Annotated in this window: 19 protein-coding genes and 3 pseudogenes; 5 read left to right on the top strand and 17 right to left on the bottom strand. The window is 38.2% G+C overall.

Annotated elements, in window-relative coordinates; all coding sequences use genetic code 11:
• Positions 1-4: 4 nt before the first annotated feature.
• From uxaC to CCK98_RS11225, 13 genes and pseudogenes are all read right to left on the bottom strand, one after another.
• A complete protein-coding gene (uxaC, locus tag CCK98_RS11285) occupies positions 5-1,435 on the bottom strand; it encodes a glucuronate isomerase (RefSeq protein WP_088086667.1) in 1,431 nt (476 codons plus the stop codon).
• A gap of 120 nt (positions 1,436-1,555) precedes the next feature.
• On the bottom strand, positions 1,556-2,872 hold the full coding sequence (locus CCK98_RS11280) for a multi antimicrobial extrusion protein MatE (protein WP_088086666.1): 1,317 nt from the start codon (positions 2,870-2,872) through the stop codon (positions 1,556-1,558).
• 83 nt (positions 2,873-2,955) lie between these two features.
• On the bottom strand, positions 2,956-4,536 hold the full coding sequence (locus tag CCK98_RS11275; protein WP_088086665.1) for a response regulator: 1,581 nt from the start codon (positions 4,534-4,536) through the stop codon (positions 2,956-2,958).
• Entirely contained in the window at positions 4,536-6,353 is a 1,818-nt protein-coding gene (locus CCK98_RS11270) for a sensor histidine kinase (protein WP_088086664.1), read from the bottom strand. Before CCK98_RS11270 ends, CCK98_RS11275 begins: the two co-directional genes overlap by 1 nt.
• A gap of 153 nt (positions 6,354-6,506) precedes the next feature.
• Positions 6,507-7,816: pseudogene (locus CCK98_RS11265) on the bottom strand (polysaccharide lyase family 1 protein).
• 21 nt (positions 7,817-7,837) lie between these two features.
• A complete protein-coding gene (locus CCK98_RS11260; RefSeq protein WP_088086663.1) occupies positions 7,838-8,953 on the bottom strand; it encodes a glycoside hydrolase family 105 protein in 1,116 nt (371 codons plus the stop codon).
• A 24-nt stretch (positions 8,954-8,977) separates the two neighbouring features.
• The gene (locus tag CCK98_RS37035; protein ID WP_373408529.1) at positions 8,978-9,145 is read right to left on the bottom strand and encodes a cupin domain-containing protein; all 168 of its coding nucleotides are present in this window, start codon (positions 9,143-9,145) and stop codon (positions 8,978-8,980) included.
• 70 nt (positions 9,146-9,215) lie between these two features.
• Complete coding sequence (locus CCK98_RS11250; RefSeq protein WP_088086661.1) at positions 9,216-10,559, bottom strand: sugar ABC transporter substrate-binding protein; 1,344 nt, start codon at positions 10,557-10,559, stop codon at positions 9,216-9,218.
• Positions 10,560-10,625: 66 nt separating this feature from the next.
• Positions 10,626-11,459, bottom strand: a complete 834-nt coding sequence (locus CCK98_RS11245; RefSeq protein ID WP_088086660.1) for a carbohydrate ABC transporter permease — start codon at positions 11,457-11,459, stop codon at positions 10,626-10,628.
• A 1-nt stretch (position 11,460) separates the two neighbouring features.
• The gene (locus CCK98_RS11240) at positions 11,461-12,408 is read right to left on the bottom strand and encodes a carbohydrate ABC transporter permease (protein ID WP_088086659.1); all 948 of its coding nucleotides are present in this window, start codon (positions 12,406-12,408) and stop codon (positions 11,461-11,463) included.
• A 450-nt stretch (positions 12,409-12,858) separates the two neighbouring features.
• Complete coding sequence (locus CCK98_RS11235) at positions 12,859-13,170, bottom strand: hypothetical protein (RefSeq protein WP_088086658.1); 312 nt, start codon at positions 13,168-13,170, stop codon at positions 12,859-12,861.
• 176 nt (positions 13,171-13,346) lie between these two features.
• Positions 13,347-14,705: a glycoside hydrolase family 28 protein gene (locus CCK98_RS11230; protein ID WP_088086657.1), complete on the bottom strand. Its 1,359-nt coding sequence runs from the start codon at positions 14,703-14,705 to the stop codon at positions 13,347-13,349.
• Positions 14,706-15,098: 393 nt separating this feature from the next.
• A complete protein-coding gene (locus CCK98_RS11225) occupies positions 15,099-18,041 on the bottom strand; it encodes a fibronectin type III domain-containing protein (protein WP_088086656.1) in 2,943 nt (980 codons plus the stop codon).
• A 491-nt stretch (positions 18,042-18,532) separates the two neighbouring features.
• Here CCK98_RS11225 and CCK98_RS11220 point away from each other — a divergent pair, with 491 nt between their 5' ends.
• Together CCK98_RS11220 and CCK98_RS11215 are read left to right on the top strand one after the other, a co-directional pair.
• Positions 18,533-19,453 (top strand): hypothetical protein, encoded by a 921-nt coding sequence (locus CCK98_RS11220; protein WP_088086655.1) that lies wholly within the window; start codon positions 18,533-18,535, stop codon positions 19,451-19,453.
• Between the two features lie 5 nt (positions 19,454-19,458).
• The gene (locus tag CCK98_RS11215; RefSeq protein ID WP_088086654.1) at positions 19,459-20,187 is read left to right on the top strand and encodes an SH3 domain-containing protein; all 729 of its coding nucleotides are present in this window, start codon (positions 19,459-19,461) and stop codon (positions 20,185-20,187) included.
• 740 nt (positions 20,188-20,927) lie between these two features.
• Here CCK98_RS11215 and CCK98_RS11210 read toward each other — a convergent pair.
• From CCK98_RS11210 to CCK98_RS11200, 3 genes and pseudogenes are all read right to left on the bottom strand, one after another.
• Positions 20,928-21,548 (bottom strand): MmgE/PrpD family protein, encoded by a 621-nt coding sequence (locus CCK98_RS11210; protein ID WP_179195763.1) that lies wholly within the window; start codon positions 21,546-21,548, stop codon positions 20,928-20,930.
• Positions 21,548-21,805: pseudogene (locus tag CCK98_RS11205) on the bottom strand (aconitase family protein); the annotation flags it as partial. The pseudogene CCK98_RS11205 and the gene CCK98_RS11210, both read right to left, overlap by 1 nt.
• Before the next feature lie 156 nt (positions 21,806-21,961).
• Positions 21,962-22,849: a LysR family transcriptional regulator gene (locus CCK98_RS11200; RefSeq protein WP_088086651.1), complete on the bottom strand. Its 888-nt coding sequence runs from the start codon at positions 22,847-22,849 to the stop codon at positions 21,962-21,964.
• Positions 22,850-22,943: 94 nt separating this feature from the next.
• On the opposite strand from CCK98_RS11200, the gene CCK98_RS11195 reads away from it, so the two are divergent.
• On the top strand, positions 22,944-24,008 hold the full coding sequence (locus CCK98_RS11195) for a YeiH family protein (RefSeq protein WP_088086650.1): 1,065 nt from the start codon (positions 22,944-22,946) through the stop codon (positions 24,006-24,008).
• A gap of 596 nt (positions 24,009-24,604) precedes the next feature.
• Complete coding sequence (locus CCK98_RS11190; protein WP_088086649.1) at positions 24,605-25,105, top strand: hypothetical protein; 501 nt, start codon at positions 24,605-24,607, stop codon at positions 25,103-25,105.
• Between the two features lie 398 nt (positions 25,106-25,503).
• Here CCK98_RS11190 and CCK98_RS11185 read toward each other — a convergent pair whose 3' ends face one another.
• Positions 25,504-26,016, bottom strand: a complete 513-nt coding sequence (locus CCK98_RS11185) for a hypothetical protein (protein WP_088086648.1) — start codon at positions 26,014-26,016, stop codon at positions 25,504-25,506.
• Between the two features lie 71 nt (positions 26,017-26,087).
• Here CCK98_RS11185 and CCK98_RS34820 point away from each other — a divergent pair.
• A pseudogene (locus CCK98_RS34820) lies at positions 26,088-26,348 on the top strand (class III poly(R)-hydroxyalkanoic acid synthase subunit PhaC); the annotation flags it as partial.
• Positions 26,349-26,401 lie beyond the last annotated feature (53 nt).

The following is a 26,401-nucleotide window of genomic DNA, read 5'->3' as shown; positions in this document are numbered from 1 at the left end:
TAATTTAGTTTAGGGTGCCAGCTGGCTCTGCGATTTTAAAATTAAAGTAGTCTTTGGCATTGTTGTAACAGATGCCTTGGACGATTCTGCCCAGCAGCTCCATATCATTTGGGACTTCGCCGTTATCGACCCATTCTCCGATTAAGTTGCATACCAGCCTGCGGAAATATTCATGTCTAGTATAAGATAAAAAGCTTCTCGAGTCTGTAAGCATACCAATGAACCTGCTGAAGAGACCTACATTAGACAATGCCTTCATCTGATCCATCATTCCATCTTTCGTATCATTGAACCACCATGCCGTGCCAAATTGTATTTTTCCAGGCGTGGTTCCGTCTTGAAAACTATTGATAATGCTCGCAATCACAAAGTTATCGGTTGGATTCAACGAATAAAGGATGGTTTTTGGAAGCTTGTTTTCTTGTTCTAAGGAATCAAGAATCCTTACCAATGGTTTGGCAATTTGATCATCATTGATTGAATCGTAACCGGTATCAGGACCTAGTTTGTGAAACATTCTCTTGTTGTTATTCCGATGAGCATTGATATGGAATTGCATCGCCCAGCCTAGGTCTGCATACAGCTTACCAAGGAAGATAAGTGTGTAAGTCTTAAATTTCCTTTCGGCTTCTAGTGGAATCACGCTGCCTGATAACCTTTGTTCAAAAATTTGAGCAACCTCTTCAAAGGCAGCTTCTTTATAAACCATGGAATCTAATGCATGATCGGAAACAGTGCCTCCGGCTTCATTAAAGAACTGAACTCGTGCTTCTAATGCTGCAAGATAGTCTTCAAACGTGTTAATTTCAATGTTAGAGGCTTCCTCCAGTTTTTCCACCCAATCAAGAAAACCTTCACGGTTTATTTCAAGTCCCTTATCAGGTCTGAATCCCGGTACAACACTAACTGGGAAATCCTTTTCATCCTTTAACAGCGTATGATATTCCAAACTGTCAACCGGGTCATCTGTTGTACAGATTACTCGCACATTAGACTTCACGATTAGTTCACGGACAGAAAAGCCTTCTCCATTTAGTAAAGCATTTACTTTTTCCCAAATTTCAGGTGCACTCTGTTCGTTCAGGATATCATAGATACCAAAAAATCGTTGTAACTCTAAATGTGTCCAGTTATATAATGGGTTGCCAATTGTCATCGGAATAGTTCTTGCCCAGGCTAAAAATTTCTCATAGTCGCTGGCGTTGCCGGTTATATATTCCTCGGGTATCCCATTAGCTCTCATTGCACGCCATTTATAGTGATCACCATAAAGCCATGCTTCTGTAATATTTTTAAATTTCTTATTTTCATAGATTTCTTTTGGGCTTAAGTGGCAATGATAATCAATAATTGGCATTTCCTTCGCAACATCATGATATAAAGAGACAGCGGTTTCATTTTTCAATAAAAAATTTGGACCCATGAATTTTTCCACTTCGAGCACCTTCCTATGTATATTTTGTTAACGTTAACAATTTTCTATAAATTCAGTCTAACAAATGATAGAAAATATGTAAACAAAAAATGTTAACGTTAACACTTCTCTTTAAAAAAACTAAACAGTTTTCTGTTCTGCCACCTGAGTGATTTTTTGCCTTCGGGTTACAACGAAGTAAACAGCCAGCAGGCCGATTAATTCACCTGTTGAAGCGGCAATAGCACCTGCCTTACCATTTAGCGCCGGATTCCAATACACTAATGGAATAATGACCAGGACCACAGCAATCATATTAAAAATTTGCGGTTTTAACAGAGATTTTGTACTTTTTTGAAGCATGAGTATGCCGCCAAAGTAATCCACCCAAGGGAAGACCATGGTTTTAATGATAAAAAATTTTAATACATGCAGACTTTCAGCTGCCAATGCCATGTCAGCACCTAACACTGTTCTCATAAACCAAGGGCCGACAGCTGTAGAGCTAAGAATTGCCAGAAAGACAGATGGAACGATACTGAAAACCATCACGCATTTCAAAACCGTTTGTTTGTTTTTTTCATAGAATTGCAGGACAATCTGATGAGTGTACATAAAAAAGCTGAGTATCAGATTCGTAATGCTAAAAGCCAATGCGAATGAAGCAATCCCTAAATGAACATCTTGAATTTTGCCAAGAAACGCGTAAATCACGGGGATTATGATGGTCTGAAACGACAAATAAAAAACTAACGGAAAATAAAAAGTAGAAATTTCTTTTTGTCGCAAAGGTGTTTCCGTTTCCTTATCGTTTTCTCTAACAATCAAATTCCCGCGCCAGACACTAATGAAGCATTCGATTCCCATTCCAGTTAAAAAGATCATCGCACCTGGAGCACTACTATTTGCATGATGAGACAAGTTCAAATAAGCAGCGACAGCAAACATGCCTGCTAACCGTATAACGACGCCAATTGTTAACCATTTTGTTTCCAATTTATTAATAATCATTCCCTGATATAAGCAGCGGAGACCGGAAAATAAAATGACGCCTGAAAGAACAAGAAAGGTTAACTTCAAGGAAGCCATAGAATCAGCTTCCGCATTAAAACCATACTTAAACACCAAATCCCCGAGCCGAGTAAGACCAATTAATACACAAAGGGCTGTTATTACAAGCGAAACCTTGATAAAAAAAGCGGCAATTTTGTTGAAGGAAGCTTTCCCTTTTGCCAAGGCTGAGCTCGTTTGCCTAAAAACCAAGACTGGCCGTTCAAGGATTCCAAATAAAGAGAAGGCAATCGCGTAATTGGCAATAATGACTTCAGCATGGTCGGCCCGGCTCAATGTTCCATTAATAATAACATGAGAAATGGATGTTAGACTTGCAGATACAGCCAATGGAATAAAAAAGATCAGTATCCTTGTAAAACTGGAATCCTTAAAAATCTTTGGCAATTTAATTTATCCACCCCTTTTCCTTTACACTCCGTTTTTTTACAGGGTCATTTATTTTTATCCCGAGTGCCGAAATAATATGCCTATTTCAGCTTTTTAAATTCGATCGGAGTATAACCCGTAAATTTTTTAAAACAGCTGCTGAAATATTGAGGATTAGAGTACCCTATCCTTTCAGCGACCTCATAGGTCTTCAAATCCGTTTTCTGAAAAAGCTCCATAGCCTTCTTCATCCTCGTTTCAAGGAGAAAATCCCCAAAGTTAAAACCCTTCTCTACTTTAAAGAGATTACTAAGATAAGCTGAGCTCACATGAACTACTTCTGCCACTGTTTGAAGGCTTAAATTGGCCACATGGTAATTTTCACGAATGAAGTCAATTGCCTTATCAACAAGTGTGTGCTTTTGATTCCCATTTAATTTTTTTATAAACTCAGCCAAATCGACAGCAATTATTTTTATTTCTGAAAAGATCTCATCCATGGTCTGCAATATTACTACCCTGCTCTCGACATTTTCAAATTTGGTATAGTCCCAGTTTTTTGCCATTTTAGATGATTCATAAAATAGTAAACTAATGACTCTAACAGCAAACAAAACCATTTCCTGCAAGGATACTCTTTTATTTGTCAGAAGTTCTATTTTTGCATTCTCTAGCAGCTCAGTTACTTTTTCCGGAAGTCCCAGTGTAATATATCGGAATAAATCTTCTTCAATTTTTAGTTGTTCAGCCACTTCCTCACACTCGGAAGCTTCAATTTCTTCTATAGAATAAGCTTGATTGATTCCTATTAGATGACGGAAGTTCATAGCTTTTACAGCTTCTCGATAGGAGCAGCTAACGTCATCAAGTTCATGATAGATTCTCCCGCTTGTAATAGTAATCGTCGTATGAAGATTTTCTTGTATCGTTGAAAGGAATTCACGTGTAACATTCGTAATAGCACCAGTAAAATCATCTGCCAGTAAATCTGAACCAAATAGAAAGACAGCAAAATGCTCGGTTTCAGCGTTTACAACGCAACCATCCATCTTAAAAAGGTCAAGGATCTTTCTGCAATGCTCCATGATACAGTCTTTCACGGTTTCCATGTTTGTCTGTGAGCCAAAATCTGTTTGGTCCATTTTGACATACAGTGCCGCTGTATGAGTCCCCTTAGGATCCATACCTACTTTACTTAACTCTTTATATATTTCTTCATTCGTCACGTCGTTAAGACTTAACCTTTTAAGAAACTGCTGCTGGATATAATAATGACTCTCGTTGATATGATTTTCTTTCCGCAGCTCAAGCTCTAATTCTAACGAAGCTTGTTTAAGCTTTTCAATCAATTCACTAGTTTCTACTGGTTTAAGCAGATAATCATAAGCTTTTAATTTAATTGCCTCATGGGCATATTTAAAATCCTCATATCCCGTTAACAAAATTACTTTTGTTTTAGGATTATGTTCTTTGATCTCCTTAGTCATTTCCAATCCATCCATAAAGGGCATTTGAATATCGGAGATGACAATATGAGGATCATGTTCTTTAATAATTTCCAGACCTTGTTCACCATCCGCACCTACACCAACCAATTCAAAGCCATGTTCCGTCCAGGGTATAACACTCGATAACCCTTTGCGGATAATTCGATCGTCATCCACTATTGCTACCTTATACATTAGTTAAGTCCTCCCCATGTTTTTGGGATCCTTACTAGGGTCTTTGTTCCTGCCCCTGCGTCACTTTCAATGGATAACCCATAGGCCTCCCCAAAATGAAGCTTGATTCTTTCATGGACACTCCTTAGACCAATTCCAATGGTCGGGGAATTGCTCCTTTTGCTCTGAAGTTCTTCCTTTATGACACTTAGTTTTTCGCTGTCGATTCCAGAGCCATTGTCGATTACTTCGAGGCATACCATATCGCTGATTTCATATCCCTTTATAATGATCTTCCCCTTGCCCCTTTTTTGCTTAACTCCGTGATAGATGGCATTTTCTATCAGAGGCTGCAGTGTCAGTTTTACAATTCTGCAGGTTAATAGATTGGGATCGATATTAATTTCATAGGAAAAATCATCTCCATATCTCATTTCCTGGATGATAAGATAATTTTGGATATGAGCAATTTCTTCCTCTAAAGTGATAATTTCTCTCCCTCTGCTGATACTAATACGAAAAAAATTGGACAGTGCTGTAATCATACTGCTGGCTTCTTTATTCATCCCCATATCGGATAAGCCCTTTATGGAATAAAGGGTATTATATAGAAAATGAGGATTGATTTGTGCATGCATTATGGAGAACTCTAGCTGCCGCTTTTCATCCTGTTCAAGCCTTATTTGCTCCAAGAGCGTGTTAATTCTAACCAATAAATCGTCCAATGCTGTTTTCAAAATTCCAATTTCTCTAGGGCCTTTATGAGAGAAAGTAATATTTAAATTGTTTTCATTGATTTGCTTCGTTTGAGAAACTAGAGCAGAGACTGGATTGGTAATGTATTTAGCCAAAAAGTTAGCAATTAAAATAGCTATCGCTGTTAACATTAAAATAACCATAACCGTTACAATTTTAATATAATTGACTTTCTTTAAAATCTCATCCGTTGGGAAAACAGCAGCCACTTTCCACTTATTTACACCGATTGTATCGTAAATAATCGTCATGTTCTTTCCAACTGCATTTTGAAACTCATAACGCCCTTTTTCATCTTGTAATGACTGCAGATAGCTTAGTTCCTTTGAATTCAAACGGTATTCGTTTGCCACTGGTTTTGAATTAAAGGTACCGTCCCGGCTGACAAGGGTAAGATAGCCATGTTCCCCAATCAATGATTTATTTAGAACATTTTCAAAAAAACTCTTCCTTAAATTAAAGAGCAATATACCATTTGCTTTGGAGCGGTCGTTGCCTATCAACTTAAAAACGCTTACCACTTCTGATTTACTGGCAAAAATATCATCAAGATGCTCATTATGCCAATAAAAGCCTTGCTTGCTGCCACGATATTGTTCTGCATATTCCTTATAAGGAAATTGATTGAAATTCATCCGGAAATCACTGCGATATAAAGTAAATTTCCCATTATGCATATCAACTAGAATAGATTCGATAATCGAGTTGTAGTTTAAATGAATCACTTTCAATGAATTGCTCATTTCAATGTAATCATTAGGGTCCGCTTCAGAAAATTCAGAATCAATCAGTTCCAATGTCTTCAGGTCATTAGAGAAAGTAACCAGCTGTTCGAACACATCATATAGTCTGTTTTCTAAAGAGGACTTAGTCTGGAATACCGTATCATTGACACTTTTATAAGCATTTTCCTCCAGCTGGGTTACAGCTAGCTGATAGGAAATCCAGCCCGTAAATGCGATAAAAAATAGCATGACCGGCAGAAATAACGAAATGATTGTGGATCGTAGAGAAAATAGAAAATACTTTTTAATGAATACGACTAGTTTATTTCTCATAGGCAATATAGGAAGCGTTTCCAAATCAACAACTTCCTCTCCATTCCTTTTCTACTATAATCTTAATATTAAAAATACATTATTTTTCTAGACTGGTAAATGGGTTTTCTCTCGTATCCTAAAACTTCCATGACTAAACAGCTAGAACCCATAATAATTTTATGGGTTTTTTACCGCCTATTTTAGTTTGCCTGTACCCGCCTTTGCTTTTACCAGCGCTGGGACTGCCTGTGTCGGATCAATTCTTGTAAACAAGGATGGTTCCCAGCCAACATTTTCATTTAGCTGGACTGTATGTGATTGATTAAAGGCAACTACTAAATCGACTTCCTTCGCGGAGCTTTTTCCATTTACAAAAGATCCACTTTCATAAATCGAAGTGCCCTTCCAATCTTTGATAATTTCTCCAGGATCAATATCATAATCAAAATCAAAATAATTGTTCTCTGCATAAATTTTTGAGTTTACGCCAACGCCTAGAGCATAATCAAACTCATAATCTGACTCTTTATTAAACTCATAGTAATTGTTGTAAACATGTACTTGACCATAACGGACCCTTGGCAGACGCTGTGTTAGGTTTTTGTAATAGTTATGGTGAATCGTGACCTTTAAGTGTCCCTCGTCGCTCTTTTTACTATCACTGGAGCCGATAAGTGAGGTCTTGTCATGGTCCTCTAACACATTGTAAGAAATGGTTACATAATCAGCGCCATTAGTCACATCAAGCAAGCCGTCATGCTTCTGGTAGGTTCTTCCAAAAACTTCCCCAAAATCCTCATCATGATGTTCTCCATCAGTAAACTTGTTATGGTCAATCCATACATGATGAGTGCTATTTGTTACCGTTACATTGTCATATTCGGAATTCCATTCACCAAAATCGCCGTCTGTCGGATCCCATTGAGGGAAGAAATCAACAGGTGCTTCAAATTCGATATTGCGGATAATGATATTTTCCACTCCGCTCATAATAAAGCTGCCGCCGATTATTTTGGCATCATCGCTCACTCCAATAATCGATGTGTTTGAGCCAATATTAACAACTATCTGCTGTTTTTGGTTCTGAGCGGAGCGTGCACGTGCATCCTCGAGCGGACCGAACACTTCTTTGTCGTGTCCCCATACATCAGGATTATAGGCTTCAAGGTAGGCATTATAATCATACGCTGGATCTGCATAATACTCAGGTCCGATTGGCTTATTATTCGAATCTACATTAAAGTCAATCGTCCCTTTAACATAAATAATTTTAGGAGTGTTATCATTGCCGCCGCCAAGAGACTTAAGAAGCTCGGCTTTATTTGTTACGGTAAAAACATGGCTGGCATCCGCGTTTGCCCCGCCAGTGGTTACCTTGTCATATGCGGCCCAGCCATCCTTAGGTGCAAGGACTTCACTGCCCAATTCGGACGAAGATGCTGAAACCGAGGAAATACCATTGCCAACAAAGAGACCGCTAAAAGACTGCTAAATGTTTTTTTCATCCAGAACACTCCTTTAATTTATTATTTAATGATATTTACTAGTGCCATGCTGGCTAAAATAAAGGCACCAACACCATGAAGGTCATTTTCGGACACTGGACGAGAAACGTAGTAGTCATACACATCTGCGGAAGTTCCGATACAGATTCCTTTCATCGTCAATGAATCACCATCGACTTCAATCATCTCATTTAATAACCCCTGGTATCCCTTTATTGCAGCTTCAAGGTATTCTTTACCCACGTACCCCTGCTCAACCGCCCTGGCAATGGTATAAATGAATAAGCTGGAGCAGGATGATTCTAGCCAGTTATCCTCAAAGTTTCCTTTGTCCACAATTTGATACCATAACCCGGTTTTTTCGTCCTGATAGTATACAAGACTTTTAATAAAACTTTGTAAGGACGAAATTAATTCTCCTCTTCCGCTATGATCGTCTGAAAGAAGGTCGAGGATATCAATTAGGGCTGTGCCATACCAGCCAACCGAGCGTCCCCAGAATTCCGGTGAGCACCCTGTCACAGGATTTGCCCAAGGCATCTTTCTGCTTTCATCGTAGGCATGGTAAAGAAGTCCAGAATTTTCATCCTTCATATTTTTCCGCATGAGCTTTTCCTGATATAAAACCATGTCGTCTAACCCTTGTTCGTTAAAGGCATTCTGGTACATCAAAGCAAAAGGTCCAGCCATAAACAAACCATCCAGCCACATTTGATAGGGGTATTTGTCTTTATGCCAGAAACCGCCTTCTTTTGTCTTGTTCAAGGTATGGAATAAATGTCTTAGTTTATCGGCAGCATTCTTATAACGTTGGTCCTTAGTCTCCTTAAACAAAGGATATAACAAAATCCCTACTTGAATAGAGTCCAGCTGGTCGCGCTCGAACAGGAAATTGCCTTCTTCATCTACGAGATTATCAATATAGCTTTTAAGATAATCAAAATACTCTTGACTTTGAGTTTTCTCCCAAACACGCTGCATCCCGTAAAGGTAAACCCCTTGATGATAGTGCCACACATTTGCCGGCGGCAGTTCTTCCGGTGTAAAAGTTCTCATCAATGTTCTTGATGCTTTTTCAGCCATCGCTAATGCAATCTCTGCAGTTACATTTGTTGTTTTGGTTTCTGAATAACTCATGATTGTACCTCCTGTTATTTCCGATTATTTAAGAAAATCGTCTCGCTGTGGTGTAAAGATATCTAAAATAATAGATTCGGCCTCCAGGGCCTTCACACCGTGAAAGGTGTTGGAAGGTATATAGATACTATCCCCTTTGTCAACGCGTTGTACTTTCCCATCCAAAGTAAAATCAAAACTGCCTTGAACAATATAACTAATTTGTTATAGAAGAGATAAAGCCGTCTCGAAAGTAGTTTCTAGACGGCTTTATTTTTAATGTTTATTTTTTGAAATGCTCATCGTATTTCTTTTGAGCGTCTTCAATTGCTTTTGCCCACTGATCAAGGAATTCTTCTACCGTCATTTTTCCGCTCATTACAGCCTGTGTTCCTGGATCAACTACTGTATCAAGAATGGATCGGTATTCAGGCAAATAGAATGGCGGCTTGTAAAGAATGGTATTTGGATCATCATAAACTTTGAATGCTGTTTGAATATGTGGAGAATCCTTTACCCATTGTTCACTTAATACATCAGAGTTCGTAGGAATCTGCCCAACCTGCTGGTTCCAGTAAGATTGGCTGTCCTTTGAATTTAGGAATGCTGACAATTTCCATGCTGCTTCCGGGTGTTTTGTCGTTTTAAATACACTGATTCCGATGGTGTTTCCGCCTTCTGCCTCATATTTGCCATCAGCCGTTTTTGGAAGTGGAATTGCTTGGAACTGATCTGGCTGTAGTGCCTCTTTATGTTCGCCAAAAGAACCAATGTTATGCTGAACCATAGCAACTGCACCTGTATCGAATCCAGCAATCATTTCTTTGTAACCATTTGTGATATCACTTTGCGGAGTATATTTTTTATATAAGTCAAAATACTTCTTCAGAAACTCAACATGCTTTTTGTTGTTGATTGTACTTTTACCATTTTTAATGTAGTCCTCTTCACCCGAGTATGCATACATTAAACGTTGTAATTGGAACGATCCGCCATCTCCGCCGCGGATGGTATAACCGTAGCGGTTGTTTGCTTTGTCTGATTGCTGTTTAATGGCAGTGAAGAACTCATCCCATGTCTCAGGAACTTTTGTCCCTTTTTCCTTGAACCAGTCAGGACGAACCCAAAGGATATCAAGGTTTTGTGTATATGGAATGCCATATAACTTGTTGTCAAAAACAATTTCCTTGTTAAACTCGATTGCGCCTTTATTAATCTTTTCTTTATCTTCCCATTTTTTGAAATAGGAATCTAATGGCAGCAATGCCTCTCTCAGCGCAAATTCTGGAAGCCAGCTCGTCTGCACACTGCCCACGTCAGGGGTATCCTCTGCAGCGATGGATGCATCGTACTTCGCTTTTGCAGAGTCCTTTGGCAGCCCGACATATTCAACGTCAATGTTAGGGTTTTTCTCTTCAAATCGTTTGATTAATTCTTCCCAGATTGGTGTACGCTGAGGCCCGGCATTTTCATCCCAAAACGTTAACGTAATTTTTTCATTTGGATCTGTTTTCTTTTCCTTTGTGGTTGCTTCTTTACTGCTGCCGGAATCGGAACTGCAGCCTGCAAGTAGTAATGAAGCAGCCATTGAAGTAGCGGCAACTGTTTTCCAAAACTTTTTGTACACAAAAATCCCCCTCAATGATTTGTTATATATGTTTTGTTATAAAAACCAGCATTATTAAACCCTGCATTACCCTTTGACAGCTCCACCCATACCATTAACCAAATGCTTTTGCGCATAGGCAAACATAAGGACTGTTGGAATTAAAGCGATTACACTACCGGCCGCCAAAGCACCATAGTTGATATTAAATTCACCCATCATATAGCTGAGGCCAACTGGAAGTGTAAACTTGCCCTGCTGATTTGTCAGCATCAAGGCAATTAAGAATTCATTCCAAGTGTAAATGAAGGTGAATACACTCGTTGCTACGATTCCTGGAACCAGGAGCGGGAAGATAACATAGCGGATTGCCTGCAGCTTATTGCAGCCATCAACCATCGCTGCTTCTTCAAGTTCTCGAGGAACGTTTGAGATGAACCCATTCATTAGTATTGTCGTAAACGGGATCTCAACTGCCGCATAGGTTATGATTAAAGAAAGCGGATTGCTGATTAATCCTAGAAACTTAAAGATAATAAACAGCGGGATAATTAGCATGGACCTTGGAATAAACTGTGTGCATAAAAGCATAAGAAGGAATGGACGCTTCCCCTTAAACTTGTATCTGCTTAAGGCATAACCTGATAGTGTTGATAGTATTAATACTATAAATACCGTACATACACCAACTATTAAACTATTTTTAAAGTAGGTTGAAAATCCTACATTTGTCCATGCTGTAACGAAGTTATCGATTGTCGGCGATGCTGGTATGTATCCAAGTGGCCGCTTGACAATATCTCCTTCGTGCTTAAAAGCCGTATTAATGGTCCAGTATAACGGAAAGAGAGTAAAAGCGAGCATAACCAGGAGCGGCAGATTAAATGTCAGCAGCCGGTCAACTCTTTTTTGTTTATTCATGTTAATTCCCCTCCCTATCATATCTCGTAATGCGTAAATAGATGATGGCAAATAGTAGTAATATACCAAAGGCAACAACAGTTAGTGCTGACCCATATCCAAAATTGGAACCATGTACTGCCTGTTCAGCAATGTACATCGTCAAGGTTGTAGTACTGTGTGCCGGCCCTCCGCCGGTAAGGTTGAAAAGAAGATCGACGTTATTAAACTCCCAAATCACACGGAGTAAAGTTGTCAGGACAATTGTATTTTTCAATGACGGCAGTGTCACATATAAGAACGATTTCACTCTGCTTGCACCGTCCACCTTTGCCGCTTCATAGAGTTCTTCTGGAATACTTTGAAGTGAAGCGAGTAAGGTAATGGCAAAGAAAGGAATACCTCTCCATAACTCAGCAATTACGACCGATATAAAAGCAGTAGTGCTATCAGCCAGCCATGCCTTGCTTTCACTGATAATCCCTAACCTGATGAAAAGATCATTGATAACACCCATATGTTCATTAAACATTAGTGACCACATCACAGAGGCTAACACACCCGAGATCGCCCAAGGAATAAAGGCAGCCGCTCTTACCATCCCTCTAAACTTAAATTTTTGATTGAGAAGGAGTGCTGCAATTAAGCCAAAAATTAGCTGTAAGCCTACCTGAGAAACCACCCATTTAAAAGAGGTTAGCAAACTTGGAAGAAATAATTTATCCTCCGTAAAAATCTTCTTGAAATTGTCTATCCCGGCAAAACCGTTATAAAAGGGAGCGGATATATCATAATTTTGGAGACTGTAATAGAACACCGTCCCGATCGGATAGAACAAAAAGATTACAATCATTAGTGTTGATGGCAAAATAAACAAATAAGGTATCCATTTTTCTAGTTTATATTTTTTGATTGGTTTCTTTTTCTCAGTAGAAACTACTGATACTTCCAGCTCTTGTCTTAGATTCATTGAATGGATCCTCCTTTCTTGTTTTTTATTTTAACCGAAAACGCTTACACAAAGAATTCAATATCTTTAGCCGTTTGTTTGATTTTTTTAGATGTTCATAATTTTTTTAATATTGTTGAAATGCACACAACAAAAGAGGGTGTCCCAAAAGTAACTTTTAGGGGCACCCTCTTTTGCATCGTTCTTTTAAACTTGTCTGTTGATTTCCGCTCCAGGCGCTTCGCTTCAATCAACAGAGTGTAAAATTATTTATTGAACTTTGTACAAAAAAATAAGACAATCACTCCATTTGGTATAATGAAGTTACCACACTGACACAACACCAGAAAGGAATGATTTTCTTAAGTATATGAATTAAACCACGACAGGACAATTAGTTCTACCTATGGATACTTTTACACTATTACTTTATTTTATTTTAGCCCTGGGGGCATTTGTTTTACATGGATGTCATGTGTTGCCTCCAATCCATGGTAAAAACACATAGTTAAACCTTTTATTATTAAAAGCTGTGTTATTTTCAACAACCATTTTACCTGGATTAAAATTGTAAAACCGTCCATATTTAATGGTGCCTGGTTTTCCTGGTGCTGCATTGTTTGTACCAATTTTTTCTGGCAAAACATTCGCGGTAAAATTCAAATCTGTTGACTGGCCAAATGTAATACTTTGCCACACTAAATTCTCACTTTGGGCTGCTTCCTGATTACCGCCTGTTTCTTCTGCATATGCAGCTGGAATGCTGCTGCAAATTAAAAGCAAGGCAAGTAAAACACTTCGAATTTTTGTTAAGCCTTCAAATTTCTCACTCCCTATTCATTTTAATAACCCTTATTTTGATCATTCCTTCGGATCCATTTTTGATATTTTAATAGATTAACTTTTAAAAAATATTGCCTGCCTTATTGATATTAGGACAGACAATTGACAGAAATTTACTATTCAACATTACTCACATTATGAAATATAAAAAGAGGGTCAGTTGATCGAATACTTTTGGACTTACACCCTTCTATTTCAATTTCATTGCCGTTTTCCACATAGAAAGCCGGCCCTTCATGATTGCTGACTGATACCCGATGGAATCGAATATCCGTAACATGGCAGCAATAAAAACCTCTTTGCTTCATTGGTTCAAGTTCCGCCATCATCGCAGGCAGACCGGGTTTGGCATCTTCAGCCATTGACACAGAAACATTTTCAAATGTGATATCCTCCACGTACATTTCGGCAAGACCATATAAGAAACCGGCTGCGGCACTGACGTCACGGGCCGTTATATTGGCAAAATGGATTCTTCTAAACACAGGTGTTTCCTTGGTAATCGGGTAGGGATTTTTATCCCACACATATTTCTCCTCGCCCCGTGGACCCCAGTGGTAATATAAATTGGCAATAAAAGGACAAATTACACCCTTCATGATAATATTATTGATGCGCACATCTTCAATCACACCGCCACGGCCTCGTCGTGATTTCAGGCGGATGCCCCGGTCTGTTCCTTCAAAGATACAATTGCTTATGGTGACATTTCGGATATCTCCGCTCATCTCACTTCCAAACACAATGCCGCCATGACCATGAATCATCGTACAATTGGTAATGGTAATATTTTCACAAGGAATACGTTCCTTTGTTTCCTCTGTACCTGCCTTAATGGCAATACAATCATCACCGACGTCAATATGGCAATCAGAAATGCGAACGTTTCGGCAGGATTCCGGATTAATCCCATCCGTATTTGGAGAGTCACTCGGATTTTCAATCCGAATATTATGGATCGTGACGTCTTCACAGCAGAGTGGATGAACGGTCCAGCTTGGGGAGTTCATCAGTTTCACTCCTGAAATCAAGACATGTTTACAATGGTCGAAGCTAATCAGCTTCGGCCTTGGGTATTGATTTTCTTTCCTTCGAAAAAGGCTCCACCAATAATGCCCGCTGCCGTCCAACGTGCCATGACCGGTTACCGAAATATTTTCACCATTTTCGGCATAAATACAGGAGGAGTAGACTTCCCTTGTTACCCCCTCCCAGCGGGATTGGACTATTGGGTAATCTGTTTCATCAGGGCTGAATACTAAAATGGAGCCAGCCTCTAAGTATAAATTTACATTGCTTCTTAAAATGACAGCTCCTGTAAGGAAACGCCCGGCGGGAACATAAACGGTCCCACCGCCTGCTTCAGAACATGCTTCAATAGCGAGTGAAATAGCGTTTGTATTATTTGCTTCCCCATCGCTGATTGCTCCAAATTGCTTGATATCATAAATACTTGATGTCGTTGAACTAATCATTTTTTACCTTCCTTTTTATCAGCTGCAGTCACTTTGCTGAAAACTTTGTACGATTTTTATTTTAGGCTGTGTCAAACTAGCCTGTTGATTTCCGCTCCAGGCGTTTCGCTTTCCGCGAGCGGTACGGGGAGCTTCCTTTCATAAAGTCTAAGTGTAATTATGCAAGCGAGTTCTTTTTTTGAGAATATAAAATTTTTAGAAAACTGTTTTATATTTTTGGTTGTTCTTAAGATTAGTAAAATAGGCACAGGTTTAATACCTTACATTTGCCTTGCGTTTAGTCATAATTTCCCATTTAATTTTTCTAAGTGATTTAGTCACTAAAAACAGGGTGTGATTCTAAAATCGCACCCTGTTTCTTCTATGTTTCTTCTATTATATTATCAATCTAAATTACTCTGATTTAGCCTGTTCACTAATAGCCTTACCTGGTATTAAATGAACGGTTTCGCTTGGCCCAAAGCCACTCCAGCGATATCCTAAAACTTTTTCAAGACCGTTTGGAATAACATCGGATAGTCTTTCTCTTTTTGAATATTTGATTCCCTGCCCCACTGCTTCCACTTTAAATGTATACTGTTTACCTTGTTTAAGGCCGGTAACCGTATAATTGGTTTCAGCTGTTGTCATTTCGGCATTAATTGGTGTAAACTCAGCCCCCTCAGGCTTAATAGGTTTTCCGTTTACATAAACACGGTATCCAATGACATCTTGGTTAATGGCGGCTGCCTTGTTCCAAGAGAGGGACACACTTGTACCATCCATTCCAATCTGACCTTTTAGCCCGCCAGTAAAAGATGGAGCCCCAATCGCGTACGGTGCAGCTGTTTCGACTTCCATGGAGGAGCCGTATTTTGTTTTATTGCCTGCAAGATCGACAGCCTCCACTTCCACTACATATTTGGTACCTGGCTGAAGATTGGTTAACGTATAGTTGCTGGATTCAGCAAAGCCATGGAATTCCCCGTTTGCATACACATTATACCCGGCAACACCTGTATCATCACTTGCTAATTCCCAGTCCAGCGAGGCCCATGTGAATCCAGGGTAAACCACTTCTACTTCTTTGCCGCTGAAAGTTTCATTTGCAGGAATCGTCGTGGTTGGTTCTTTAATTTTAGTATCTCCTGGAAGCACTGGTGCTGTTACATCTGCTTCTCCCTTTGTTGTTACTTTCATTTCAGGACCATCAGAAGTGCGATTGCCAACTGCATCAGTCGCTTCCACTTTGAATGTGTATTCCTTGGCAGGCGTTAAACCGTTAACTGTAAAGCTTGTGTTATTGGTTGTCGTGTATCCTGTGCCAATTTTCTTTCCATCTTTATAAATCGTATAACCTGACACTCCGATATTATCGGAAGCTCCATTCCAAGATAAGGTAACGCTCTTTCCTTCCTCTGACGATACAGCTTGTACAGCTGCGGTTTCAGACCATTTAGGTTTTTGTGCCGCATCTCCAGGTGCTCCTGTTGTATTTTCAAAGACAAGTCCTGTTGTATTTGTAATTCTCCATGGGTTTCCACCATTATCCTTGACGTTAGTAAAGGAAACATTTTTAAATTTAAAGTCTTTCGCGTAATCCATATTAACGGAAAAAACATTGTCGAATTTAACATTTTCAAAGGTGATATTTTCGTGATAAACCTCCCCTACATCGTTATTTCCTTTTACAAGGATTGCTTGTTTCTTGCTGCCCCCTTGATTACGAACTGTGGTATTCTCTATCCTTATATCCTTAAATTGAGAGATTTGCTGTGCAGGCTCATAAAGAATTGCAGCATTAGCATCTTCATAAGAAGAGGTGAATACAAACGGTCCATCCCCATCAATGCCTTCTAAAGCATTGTCCCTGAAAAGGATATCTCTCGCTCCTCCGCCCATTGGTGTGTTCGTTTTGGCACGCAAGCCCACGTCTGTTTTATACATAATATTATCTTCCACTAAAAAGTTCTCGAACCAGCTGCCCGTATGGCTTCCGGTAACAACCCCGCCGTGGCCTTCGCGAATATAGTTATTGAAAATCCAAGCCTCTCCGGTAGGTTCCTCATCAGCTGCCGCCTGCCCCATGCCTGCAGCAAAGTTAATCGCGTCATCTCCGGTATCCACAAAGTTATTGAAAACCATGATGTTTTGCGAATCACCAAACTCAAACCCATCAGCATTGTTGGCATCATATGTTTTTGCTGTTATACCATTTACAACAATGTTTTTACTATGAAGGTTAACAATCCCGTGAAAGGAAGGATTCAGCTGCGTAATTCCTTCATAATACATTCCGTCCACGCCACGTACCGTAATTAGATTGGAGCGCGCAGAGTAGGCAGACTTTGGATTCATACCATCCACCTGAGCTGAATATGATTGAGCTGCTGCCAATATCCCATATGTAGAATCAGAAGCTGGATCTAATGGACTCATATGTCCATCTTGAACAGTAACATTGCCAGTCACTTTTGAGTTACTGCCTGCGATTAAGCGCGGAAGCTCATTTCCTGCTTCATTAATGGTGGGAGAATTGGGATCAGACTTCCATCCATTCCCATCGATTGTACCATTTCCTACGATGCGAATATTCTTTAGGCTGCCGTAATCATAGGTATGGGCATTGATGAGAGAATATGAACGTTCATCTGTTGAGTAGTCGTACACCCAGAAATTCCGGCTGTAATCTTCTGCATCTGGGGAACCAAGTAAATATCCATTGACCTGAAGCGTCATATCCGATTTAAGCCATATTTCTCCAGAAATAAATTTGCCTTCCGGAATTAACACTTTCGCTCCTGGTGTAGCCGCATCAATTGCTGCCTGAATGGCTTCTGTATCTTTTGTTTGATCATTTGGTGTGGCACCAAAATCAACAATATTGAAAACCTCTGGTTCAGCTGTTGTTTTTCCAACAATTTTATTAGAAGGAGCGGATTCAACACCCTCTGCATTTACGGACGTTACATAAAATTCATACGATTTGTTCGGCTTAAGGTTATCAACCATGAAATTATGAATAAGAATATCAACGTGGAAATGATCTTTTTCAATATTTTTATAGAAATTATCGATATAAGCTTTTGCAGGGCCGCTGTTATCTTTTAAAGCGCTGCCAATTTTCTTCCCATTCATATAGACATTAAAATCCACGATATCACTATAGTTCTCAGGCTTTTCCCACACAAGGGTTATGCTGTCTTCGTCATAAGCCAGCTTTGGAATCTGTAAGTTTACTGGCGATGCTGGTGCGTTTGGAGCCGATTGTTTATCAGCGAGAGCTGTTGCACCAAGTTGGCTGAATACTAGTAATGTAACCAAAATGATAGAAATACTTATTTTGAGTCTCTTCAACTATGTTTCCACCTTTCATACTGTTTTTTGAAATACGATTAACTCTCTCCCTCCTTGATAGTTCATTATAGATGAAAACGCTTTCTAAAATAATTCAATATTTTTAGATTTTTGAAAAAAATCTTTATGGATTTTTGTTATTTTTTAGTTTTAGTAAATCTAATTCTCTCAAAATATTGTTTCCAAATTCCTCACCTCCCCCTTTCATTTATGCTTAAATCATTTAATTTTATGGCCAGAAACCCCTTGTTCTTATTCTCGTATACCCGAAATCAGCGAATTTTTACTGCTATTGTTGTGAAAAGATGAAATCCTTATTAAACAAAGCCCCCGTTTTATATAAATACTCCTTTTAAATTATGTTACTTCAACTCCCTCAATCCCCAATTTCCGCATAGATTTGGGGGCTTTTCTTCCGCTTGTCTGCATAGAATGTAGACAAGCGGAAGTGATCTCTCAATGAAAATAGTTAACCTGGAGGGAATAACCTAATGCAATTTATTGAAGATGTTAAAGACGTGAAATTTAGCTTTTTGGAAAAACCGCCGGCGTCGTCTATGACTTATGCCTTTGTTTATGTTAATAATCACAACGAATACTATGCAGTTAAAAATGGAGAGCGTTTGTCACGTAGTGAATTGCGGATTGGCAAATATGAAAGGGTTTATACAGTCAATATGCAGCAGCAAACCATCACCTACAAGGAGGAAGTCCCTTCGGCAACAAGAGGTAGAAGGTTTTCTGTCAATTTATTTATCGATATTGCCGTTGAACACCCCGAACGGTTAGTTCAACAAAATGCAGGAGAAATTGGCAACATTTTTAACAATAATCTGCCCTTCTGGGTGGAGTCGGAAGCAAGATTTTTTCCTATTGAAGAGGATCTGAGTTTTGCCCGGCATATTGAAGATTTTTTTCAAACCTCGCGATTGGTCAAGGTGTTAAGAGATGCTGGTATTGTTGTTCGAAATGTTCGTGTTTTGATCCGGCAAGGTATTCGGGACCAGCGCCACGATGAGGCGATCGCCGATTTAGACCGAAACGCAGAACTATCCGCCTATCAAGAGGCTCTGGACTTGGAGGAAGCGCGCCGGATTTCGGCCTCGATTAAAGAAGCCCTTCAAGCAGGGGATTTTATCGCTGCAGGGAAGCTTGGAGAAAAGAATGAAATGGCAAAGCGGTTAGTGGAATCGGAGTTTAGCCAAAATCAAGCCTTCAAATATGAGGTAAACAAACAACTTTTAAACTTGATCAACGATCACTCTATTGACCAGTTTGAGGCAGAACAAAGATTGGCCAAGCTAAAAAAACTATTCCCGTATCTCCCGGTCCATCTGGAAAACATCAATAGAAAAAAACAGATTGCTGGTCCAAGGAGAGAACTTTCATCCTATTTATATAAAGGAGATTAGCGATTGTGGAATCCATTTTAAATCAGCTGTTTTGGATCTGGTCACTTATTTCTGTACTTCCGGAATGGTTGCGTATTTTTTTGGCTCTCTTTGTGCTCCTGCAGCTCGCAAGGCTGATTTTGTTGTACATTGTTCCTCCCAACTTAAACTTGTTGTGCCGTTTGTTGAAAAAAATGCTTTATCTCATTTCTTACCCAATCATGGCACTTCTTTGCACGATGCAAAGGAGACGGAGAGAAGCAGGAAAAACGGGCATATCTGTTTGGATTGATATCATTGAAGGAATGTTTGCCTTGTTCGAAAGTTTTTTCAACAAAATCATTCAGCATTTCATGAAACGGAAAAGGAATAAGACCAGGATTAAAAGATGGACCTTCTATTCTGCCACAGCTTTAGTGATTTTGCTTACTGCAGCAATCATGAACAATCCAAATGAGTGGTACACAGAAAAATGGGAGAAAGCTGAGGTATGGTTAAACCAAGAACATGTGCACATACAAGAGGCTTCCCCTGATCAAAAAAAATTAACTTTAAATAAGAAATATGAAGAAGGCGGAAATATTCGTGAAGCTCCCACACTAACCGCGCCCCGTCTATACACTATTACAAATGGAGAAATAATGCACTTTTTGAATGAAGAACAAGTAGATTCCAAAGGAATTAAGTGGCTAAAAGTTCAAACCGCAAACGGGATCGAAGGCTGGATTTCAGCCTTGATTGTCAGGGAAAAATAATAAATTAAGAGGGATATTTACCATCTTAGTGTCGCAATGAATTGGAAAATTCCCGTGATTTTATGATCCTTTTTCCAGTTCATAGAACAACCTAAATAAGGAGAGTAGACTTCAATGGGATATTCCCCTCTCCTTATTTAAAGCTCTCCCCAATTTTTTCAAACCGTGAACCACCAACTAAAACAAAAAGTTCTCGGCCAATTTTAGAAGAAAACTGAAGAGAATTAAATTTACCTACTTTTTCTCTACAATATTTCACCGACTAAGAATTATTGACTTACCTTTTTATTCAGGAGTAACTGTACCTCCAGAATAAATCCTTGTAGATAGGATTGTTAATTGCTATTACTTTTCTTTTTCTCTTTTTTCTACTTTCTTTACAAACTTGTTTATATTCTTCTTCGGTTAAGGTAGGTTTTTTATATGCTAAAAAACAGGGACAGTGTTCCTGTCCCTTTGTCCTACCGACTTTAATCTCTTAGTGTCATAGAAATAGACTCCTACTATCCAATTTGGACATCCTTTTATTATAAACTAGTTGAGTTATGGTTGGTAAATGAAATTTTCTTGATATAATGTTGTCTGCATAGAGATTTGGAGTCAATCAACGACAACAAAAAGGATCAGTCCCCCAAAGGAGTAATACTTTACTCGATTGGGGACCTGACCCTTAAGAACTAATGAATAATCATTGGTAATCGATTCACTTCATCAAAATCAAGATAATGGCTTAACGTATCCTACAGCACTTCAGGATCGGCTACGTTTGCATACTGAAAACATTCGATAAATTTCTTCTTAACTTCATCAAAAGATGTTTCAGGGTGAATTCGTTCTATATGTCTTTTTGTACCTTTAGCGGTTACTATCTTAATATCACCTAAAGGAATTCCAGGCGTATCAGCCTGTGTTTGCTCAATCTTTATACGATTAGATAAATCTAACACTTCGGTATCCATAAGTGCCCTCTCCGTCAAATTATTCAAGTGAACACTCCCATGAACAAAAGCAAATGCCACCATAAAAGGAATACTAAATTTAGCATCTTGTAATGTTTTAGGATGACAACGATCCTCAAGTGGTTGGCATAACATATTCGCCGTTTCATTTACCCCTATCACAATTTGGTCAATTTCATCATGCCTACAATGGGCCCGAAGTACAAGGGCAGAGTTAATAAATGGATGTGAGTAACGACAGCTAGGATAAAGTTTAATAGATGTATCGGAAAACGCCCATGTTTCAGAGTTCAATAATACGCTTCGTTGTTTTTCATTTAAATTCTTCCCAAAATAAATTAGAAAGAGACCCGTCTTCCCATCCAAACAGCTTGCAGGTGCGGTCACCCCTTCTCGAGCCAATAATGCTGCTTGAACACCTCCCACAATTCAGGACGGACAGCATTTGCCATCATTTGTTGAATTTCTTGAGAGGATGGCCAAGTATCCTTCAAAAAAACAGGCTGCGTATTTTGATCATGTCCAATTGGTTCTTTCGTTAAATCGATACCAACCGTACCAGCTAACGCATAAGCAATCACAAGTGGAGGAGATGCCAGATAATTCGCTTTGATTTGAGGATGTACACGACCTTCAAAGTTTCGGTTACCTGATAAAACAAAAGGAGAAGACAATGTTTCATGAATCTTATTTGCTGTTCGTTCTGTTTCCTCTTTAGTGGTGTTATTTAATAAGAAAATAAATTCATCTCCACCCTGACGGCAGATTAAATCATTTTTACTTAATGATTTATGATTTAATTAGGGCTATTGCTCTTATTGATTCTTTAGATAATCTTCAATTAACTCAATAAATAAGTTCATAGTTTTCGTATGTAAGTCGACAGTTTCTGTAATAACGGAAAAATTTCTTTTTATCGGTGTCCCTTTAACATTTAATACTTGAATGGTACCAAGCAGCCTTTCTTTTTTAACCGTAAGTTCAGATAAATAACTAATACCAAGCCCCGCTTCGACTGCTTCTTTAATTAGTTGTGTGCTGCCGAACTCCATTAACCTAGTAGGACGTATTTGCAAAGTTTCAAATAATTTCTCTGTTGCATCTCTTGTTCCAGAACCTTCTTCACGAACAATCCAATTCTCTTGTTCTACCTGTCTTCGTGTAACTTCCTTGTTGAAATAAATTGGATATTCCCCTCCTGCTACGATATACATTTGGTCCGTTGAAACTGTTTTAATATATATATTTCGATGAGATATCTCACCCTCTACAATTCCTACATCAATCTCATGACTTAAGATTGCTTTTGCTATATCTCTTGTGTTGCCAATCTGTACCGAAGGAATGATATTAGGAAATCGATTCTTCATTGTTGCAAGTATATGCGGTAAAACATATTCACCAAAAGTATAGCTGGCACCAATTTTTAATAGTCCTGTTGGCTCGTTATTTAATTCATTCACTAACATAGACATTCTTTTATATAAAGCTGTTATTTCTTTAGCATGTAAATAGACAATTTCACCTGATTTAGTGAGCTGTACATTTTTGTTTGTCCTTAATAGCAGCTTTGCACCTATATATTTTTCTAACTGTTGAATTTGCTGGCTAACGGCAGGCTGCGTCATATGAAGCTCTTCCGCTGCTCTAGAGAAGTTTCTTTTATCTGCTACAGATATAAATACTGATAATAGTTGATCCATGTGTCCACCTACTCTATATCGTTTTTACTTATTATAACTATAATAATCATTTATTTTCCTTATTGTAAAACATACGTTAGGATAAATTTAAATAATGCAAATGAGGGGATGGAAACCATTGGAACAAAAAGCATTAATATTCTCCAGTCCTAATGAGCAAAAAAAATCAGAAAAAAAGCTCAATGTTTCTTGGATATTTGGAATTGGTTTTACAATGATTATAGCCATGTGCGGGTTTCTTTTGGCGACATTGCCTGGTCTAAATCATATAGGAGCACTTGCATGTGCCATTTTACTTGCTTTGGTTTATAGACAAGTGTTTGGATACCCAGAGAGATTACGTACTGGTATTCAATTTTCATCCAAAAAACTGCTAAGATTTGCCATCATTCTTTATGGTTTAAAGCTTAACATGATCGGCATATTTCATCAGGGTTTTCCACTATTGCTAAGAGGAGCCGTAACAATCATTTTTTCAATCGTTGTTCTGATGATACTTGCAAAATGGCTCAAAGCAGATCTTAATCTTTCTTTATTATTAAGTGTTGGAACAGGCATATGTGGTGCCGCTGCAATCGCGGCCGTATCGCCAATTATAAAAGCAAAAGATGAAGATACAGCTATGGGGGTCGGCATCATCGCATTAGTAGGAACAGTTTTTTCAATTATCTATACTTTACTATTTCCTTTTTTACCTATTAGTCCTATAGACTACGGGAATTGGGTTGGAATTAGCCTTCATGAGATTGGCCACGTTGCTTTAGCAGCTGCGCCTGCTGGCCAGGATGCTCTACCGAACGCTTTACTCGCCAAACTTGCCCGCGTGTTTCTATTAATTCCACTTTGTTTTGTCCTAATGTTTTGGATGAAAAAGAAAGGAAAAATAGAGGGTGACGCAAAATTCGAGTTTCCATGGTTTTTAATTGGATTTATCGGTATGAGCTTTGTGGGGAGCTATATTATCGGTAATGAGTTTGTAGTATCAAAAAAACATATGTCAGATATTGCAGTTTTCACATCATTTTTATTAACGATGTCTATGACCGGCTTAGGATTAAATATAAGCTTAAAAGAATTACGTACCAAAGCAATACGTCCTCTTATTGCCATTATCATTACATCTATTCTTTTATCTCTTCTAACGTTTTTTAGTATTTAACTAAAAAATCATATTCATAAAATTAAAAATCATCGTCCCATAAGTGAAGTGACTATTCAAGCAGACGAACTTAATCATTTATTAATGGAGCATTTGTACGGTAATATTAGCACAGCTCATATAGCTAGCTCCCTCTTAATCCTTCATTCATTTCGGGTTAGTATTAAAGATTAGAAAACGATGCTTTATTTTAAAGCATCGCACTTGTTAGTTGAAATAAAATTATTGTGTATTATTTTGAATATTTCTACTCTCATAAATGTGTATTTACCTATATAATAGTTATTTCTTGGTAAGCTCCTAACAGATCTTATAAAATTATTAGCTCTTTCATGGTTTATCAACAATACACATTTTTTCACTTTTGAATCACCTAAAACTTACTATACAGAACATTTTCTTAACCTTTTGGTGTCATATAGGTATTGACCTGCATATGGTACACCAAGTAATTGTCAAATGTTTATTGGGGGGGTTATTTGTACAGGCAATTCCAGGAACAAACGTATGGTAACTATCCTTATGGAACAAAGTTAATTAGCCTCTACTAATGGTTTGCTTTACGCATTATCGTTTTAAAGTAATGGAGGTATCGTATGACAAATTTTTATTCTTTTCACGGGACTGTCACTATGATTAGTGATTTTTTTACAGGTCAAAATGGTGAAGGAGAAGGCTGTAATAAATTAATATCTGTAGAAAACGGATTGGGAGCATTAGTAAATTTCGTGGTGTCACCCACAACTTACTTTGTTGACCATGTAATGGTGGCAGTAGGAGATCGCGTGACTGGATATTATGACGGAAATGCACCTGCTCTTCTGATTTACCCTCCACAATATCAAGCACTTGTCATGGTAAAAGATAGCCCATATCAGAATGTAAAAGTAGATTATTTTAATAGTGAGTTGGAGAGTAGTGATGGACGATTACGATTAAATATTTCTCCATATACTCAAATAGTATTAACAAATGGGCAACTCTTTTCAAGAACCCCTGCGAACAGAGATCTAATTGTTATATACGGACCTGTCACAAAAAGTATCCCCGCCCAAACCACACCCTATAGAATTATAGTTTTGTGTTTACGGTTATAATAGAAAATTCCTGTTTAGAATATTAATTGGTATACAAAAACACAAAAGACTCGTCCATTTTGTTCTAAGACCAAAGCACCCGTTATCTATCCTTGCAGCCAAGTTGTCCACTACAGAGGATCGAATATAATGCGAAATTCTGGTTCAGCTAAACTGCTTGTTAACACAACAAGGAGCTGCCAAATGGCAACTCCTTTCTTTACAGCCGTTGATGAAGATTAAGGTATATTTTCTCCAATTTCTTTATCCTTGTGACTTAAACAAAAAGGAAATCTATGTTAGTCAATAGAACAAAAAGATTTCTATTTTTTAATAGAATTTAATAAAAAATAGCAGAACGGTATTAGGATATATATATTATATGTACATTGTAAAAAAAACAGCGAAAATTCGCTGTTCTACTTAAACAAATTAAATGCCATTTTTGTGTTGGATTCAAATAAATCCATAAATCCTTTTTGTGCAGTTTTAAATTGATTTACAGCCTCTTCACGAATCTTTCTTTGCTGTTCGATACTATTTTTAATCGATTGTTGAAACTGCTCTTGTGACTGATTTAATAAATTTAAACTTTCTTTGTATGGAGTGGAGGTTAACTGTTGAACACGGTTATTTATTTCATCTAGTTGAGCATACCACTTTTCGAAAGTTTGGCTTGCTTGTTCACCGTAAACTGTTTCAACATTTTGCATTACATAATCGCGAACATCTGCAATTAATTTTTTCTGTTGTTCTTGGATAAAGTCCATTCCTTCAGCAATTTTCTCCAATGATTCTTTTTGTGTTGTAAATGCTTGAAGCAAAAGATTTTCTATTTCTTTTTGAGAATCGGTCACCTCGTCCAAACTGTTTGTCCAAATGTTTAATAGAGAATCACCAAAATTAGTAACGAACTCATTGTTTAATTCCATTATAAAAAACCTCCTAATTAATAAATAACACTATATGTAATTTACACCTATATGAGAAGCTTGTCAAATATAAGCTGATTCAAGGGGAACTCGAAATTCGCGGACGAAAGGTCAACTTAAGCAACATCACCGTTAATGTACTCAACCTTTCTGCTGAAAGAGATCATATTGCCCAGCCGCACCAGGTGGAAGCGTTAATGAAAGTAATATCCAGCAAAGGTAAAACGTATATTTCTCTTCCAACCTTACACGTATCTGGAGCATTTGGCTCTAAAGCAACAAAAGTCACTTATCCAACAATAGGAGATTGGCTGGAACAACGGTCAGATTAACAAAGATTTTAGGATTTGCAAACTTTTTGTGGAGTACAGAAGTTGGTTCCTTC

This window comes from Bacillus sp. OV166, from assembly GCF_900177675.1.
Classification (GTDB): Bacteria; Bacillota; Bacilli; order Bacillales; family Cytobacillaceae; genus Neobacillus.
This window is presented reverse-complemented; position numbering and strand designations above follow the sequence as displayed.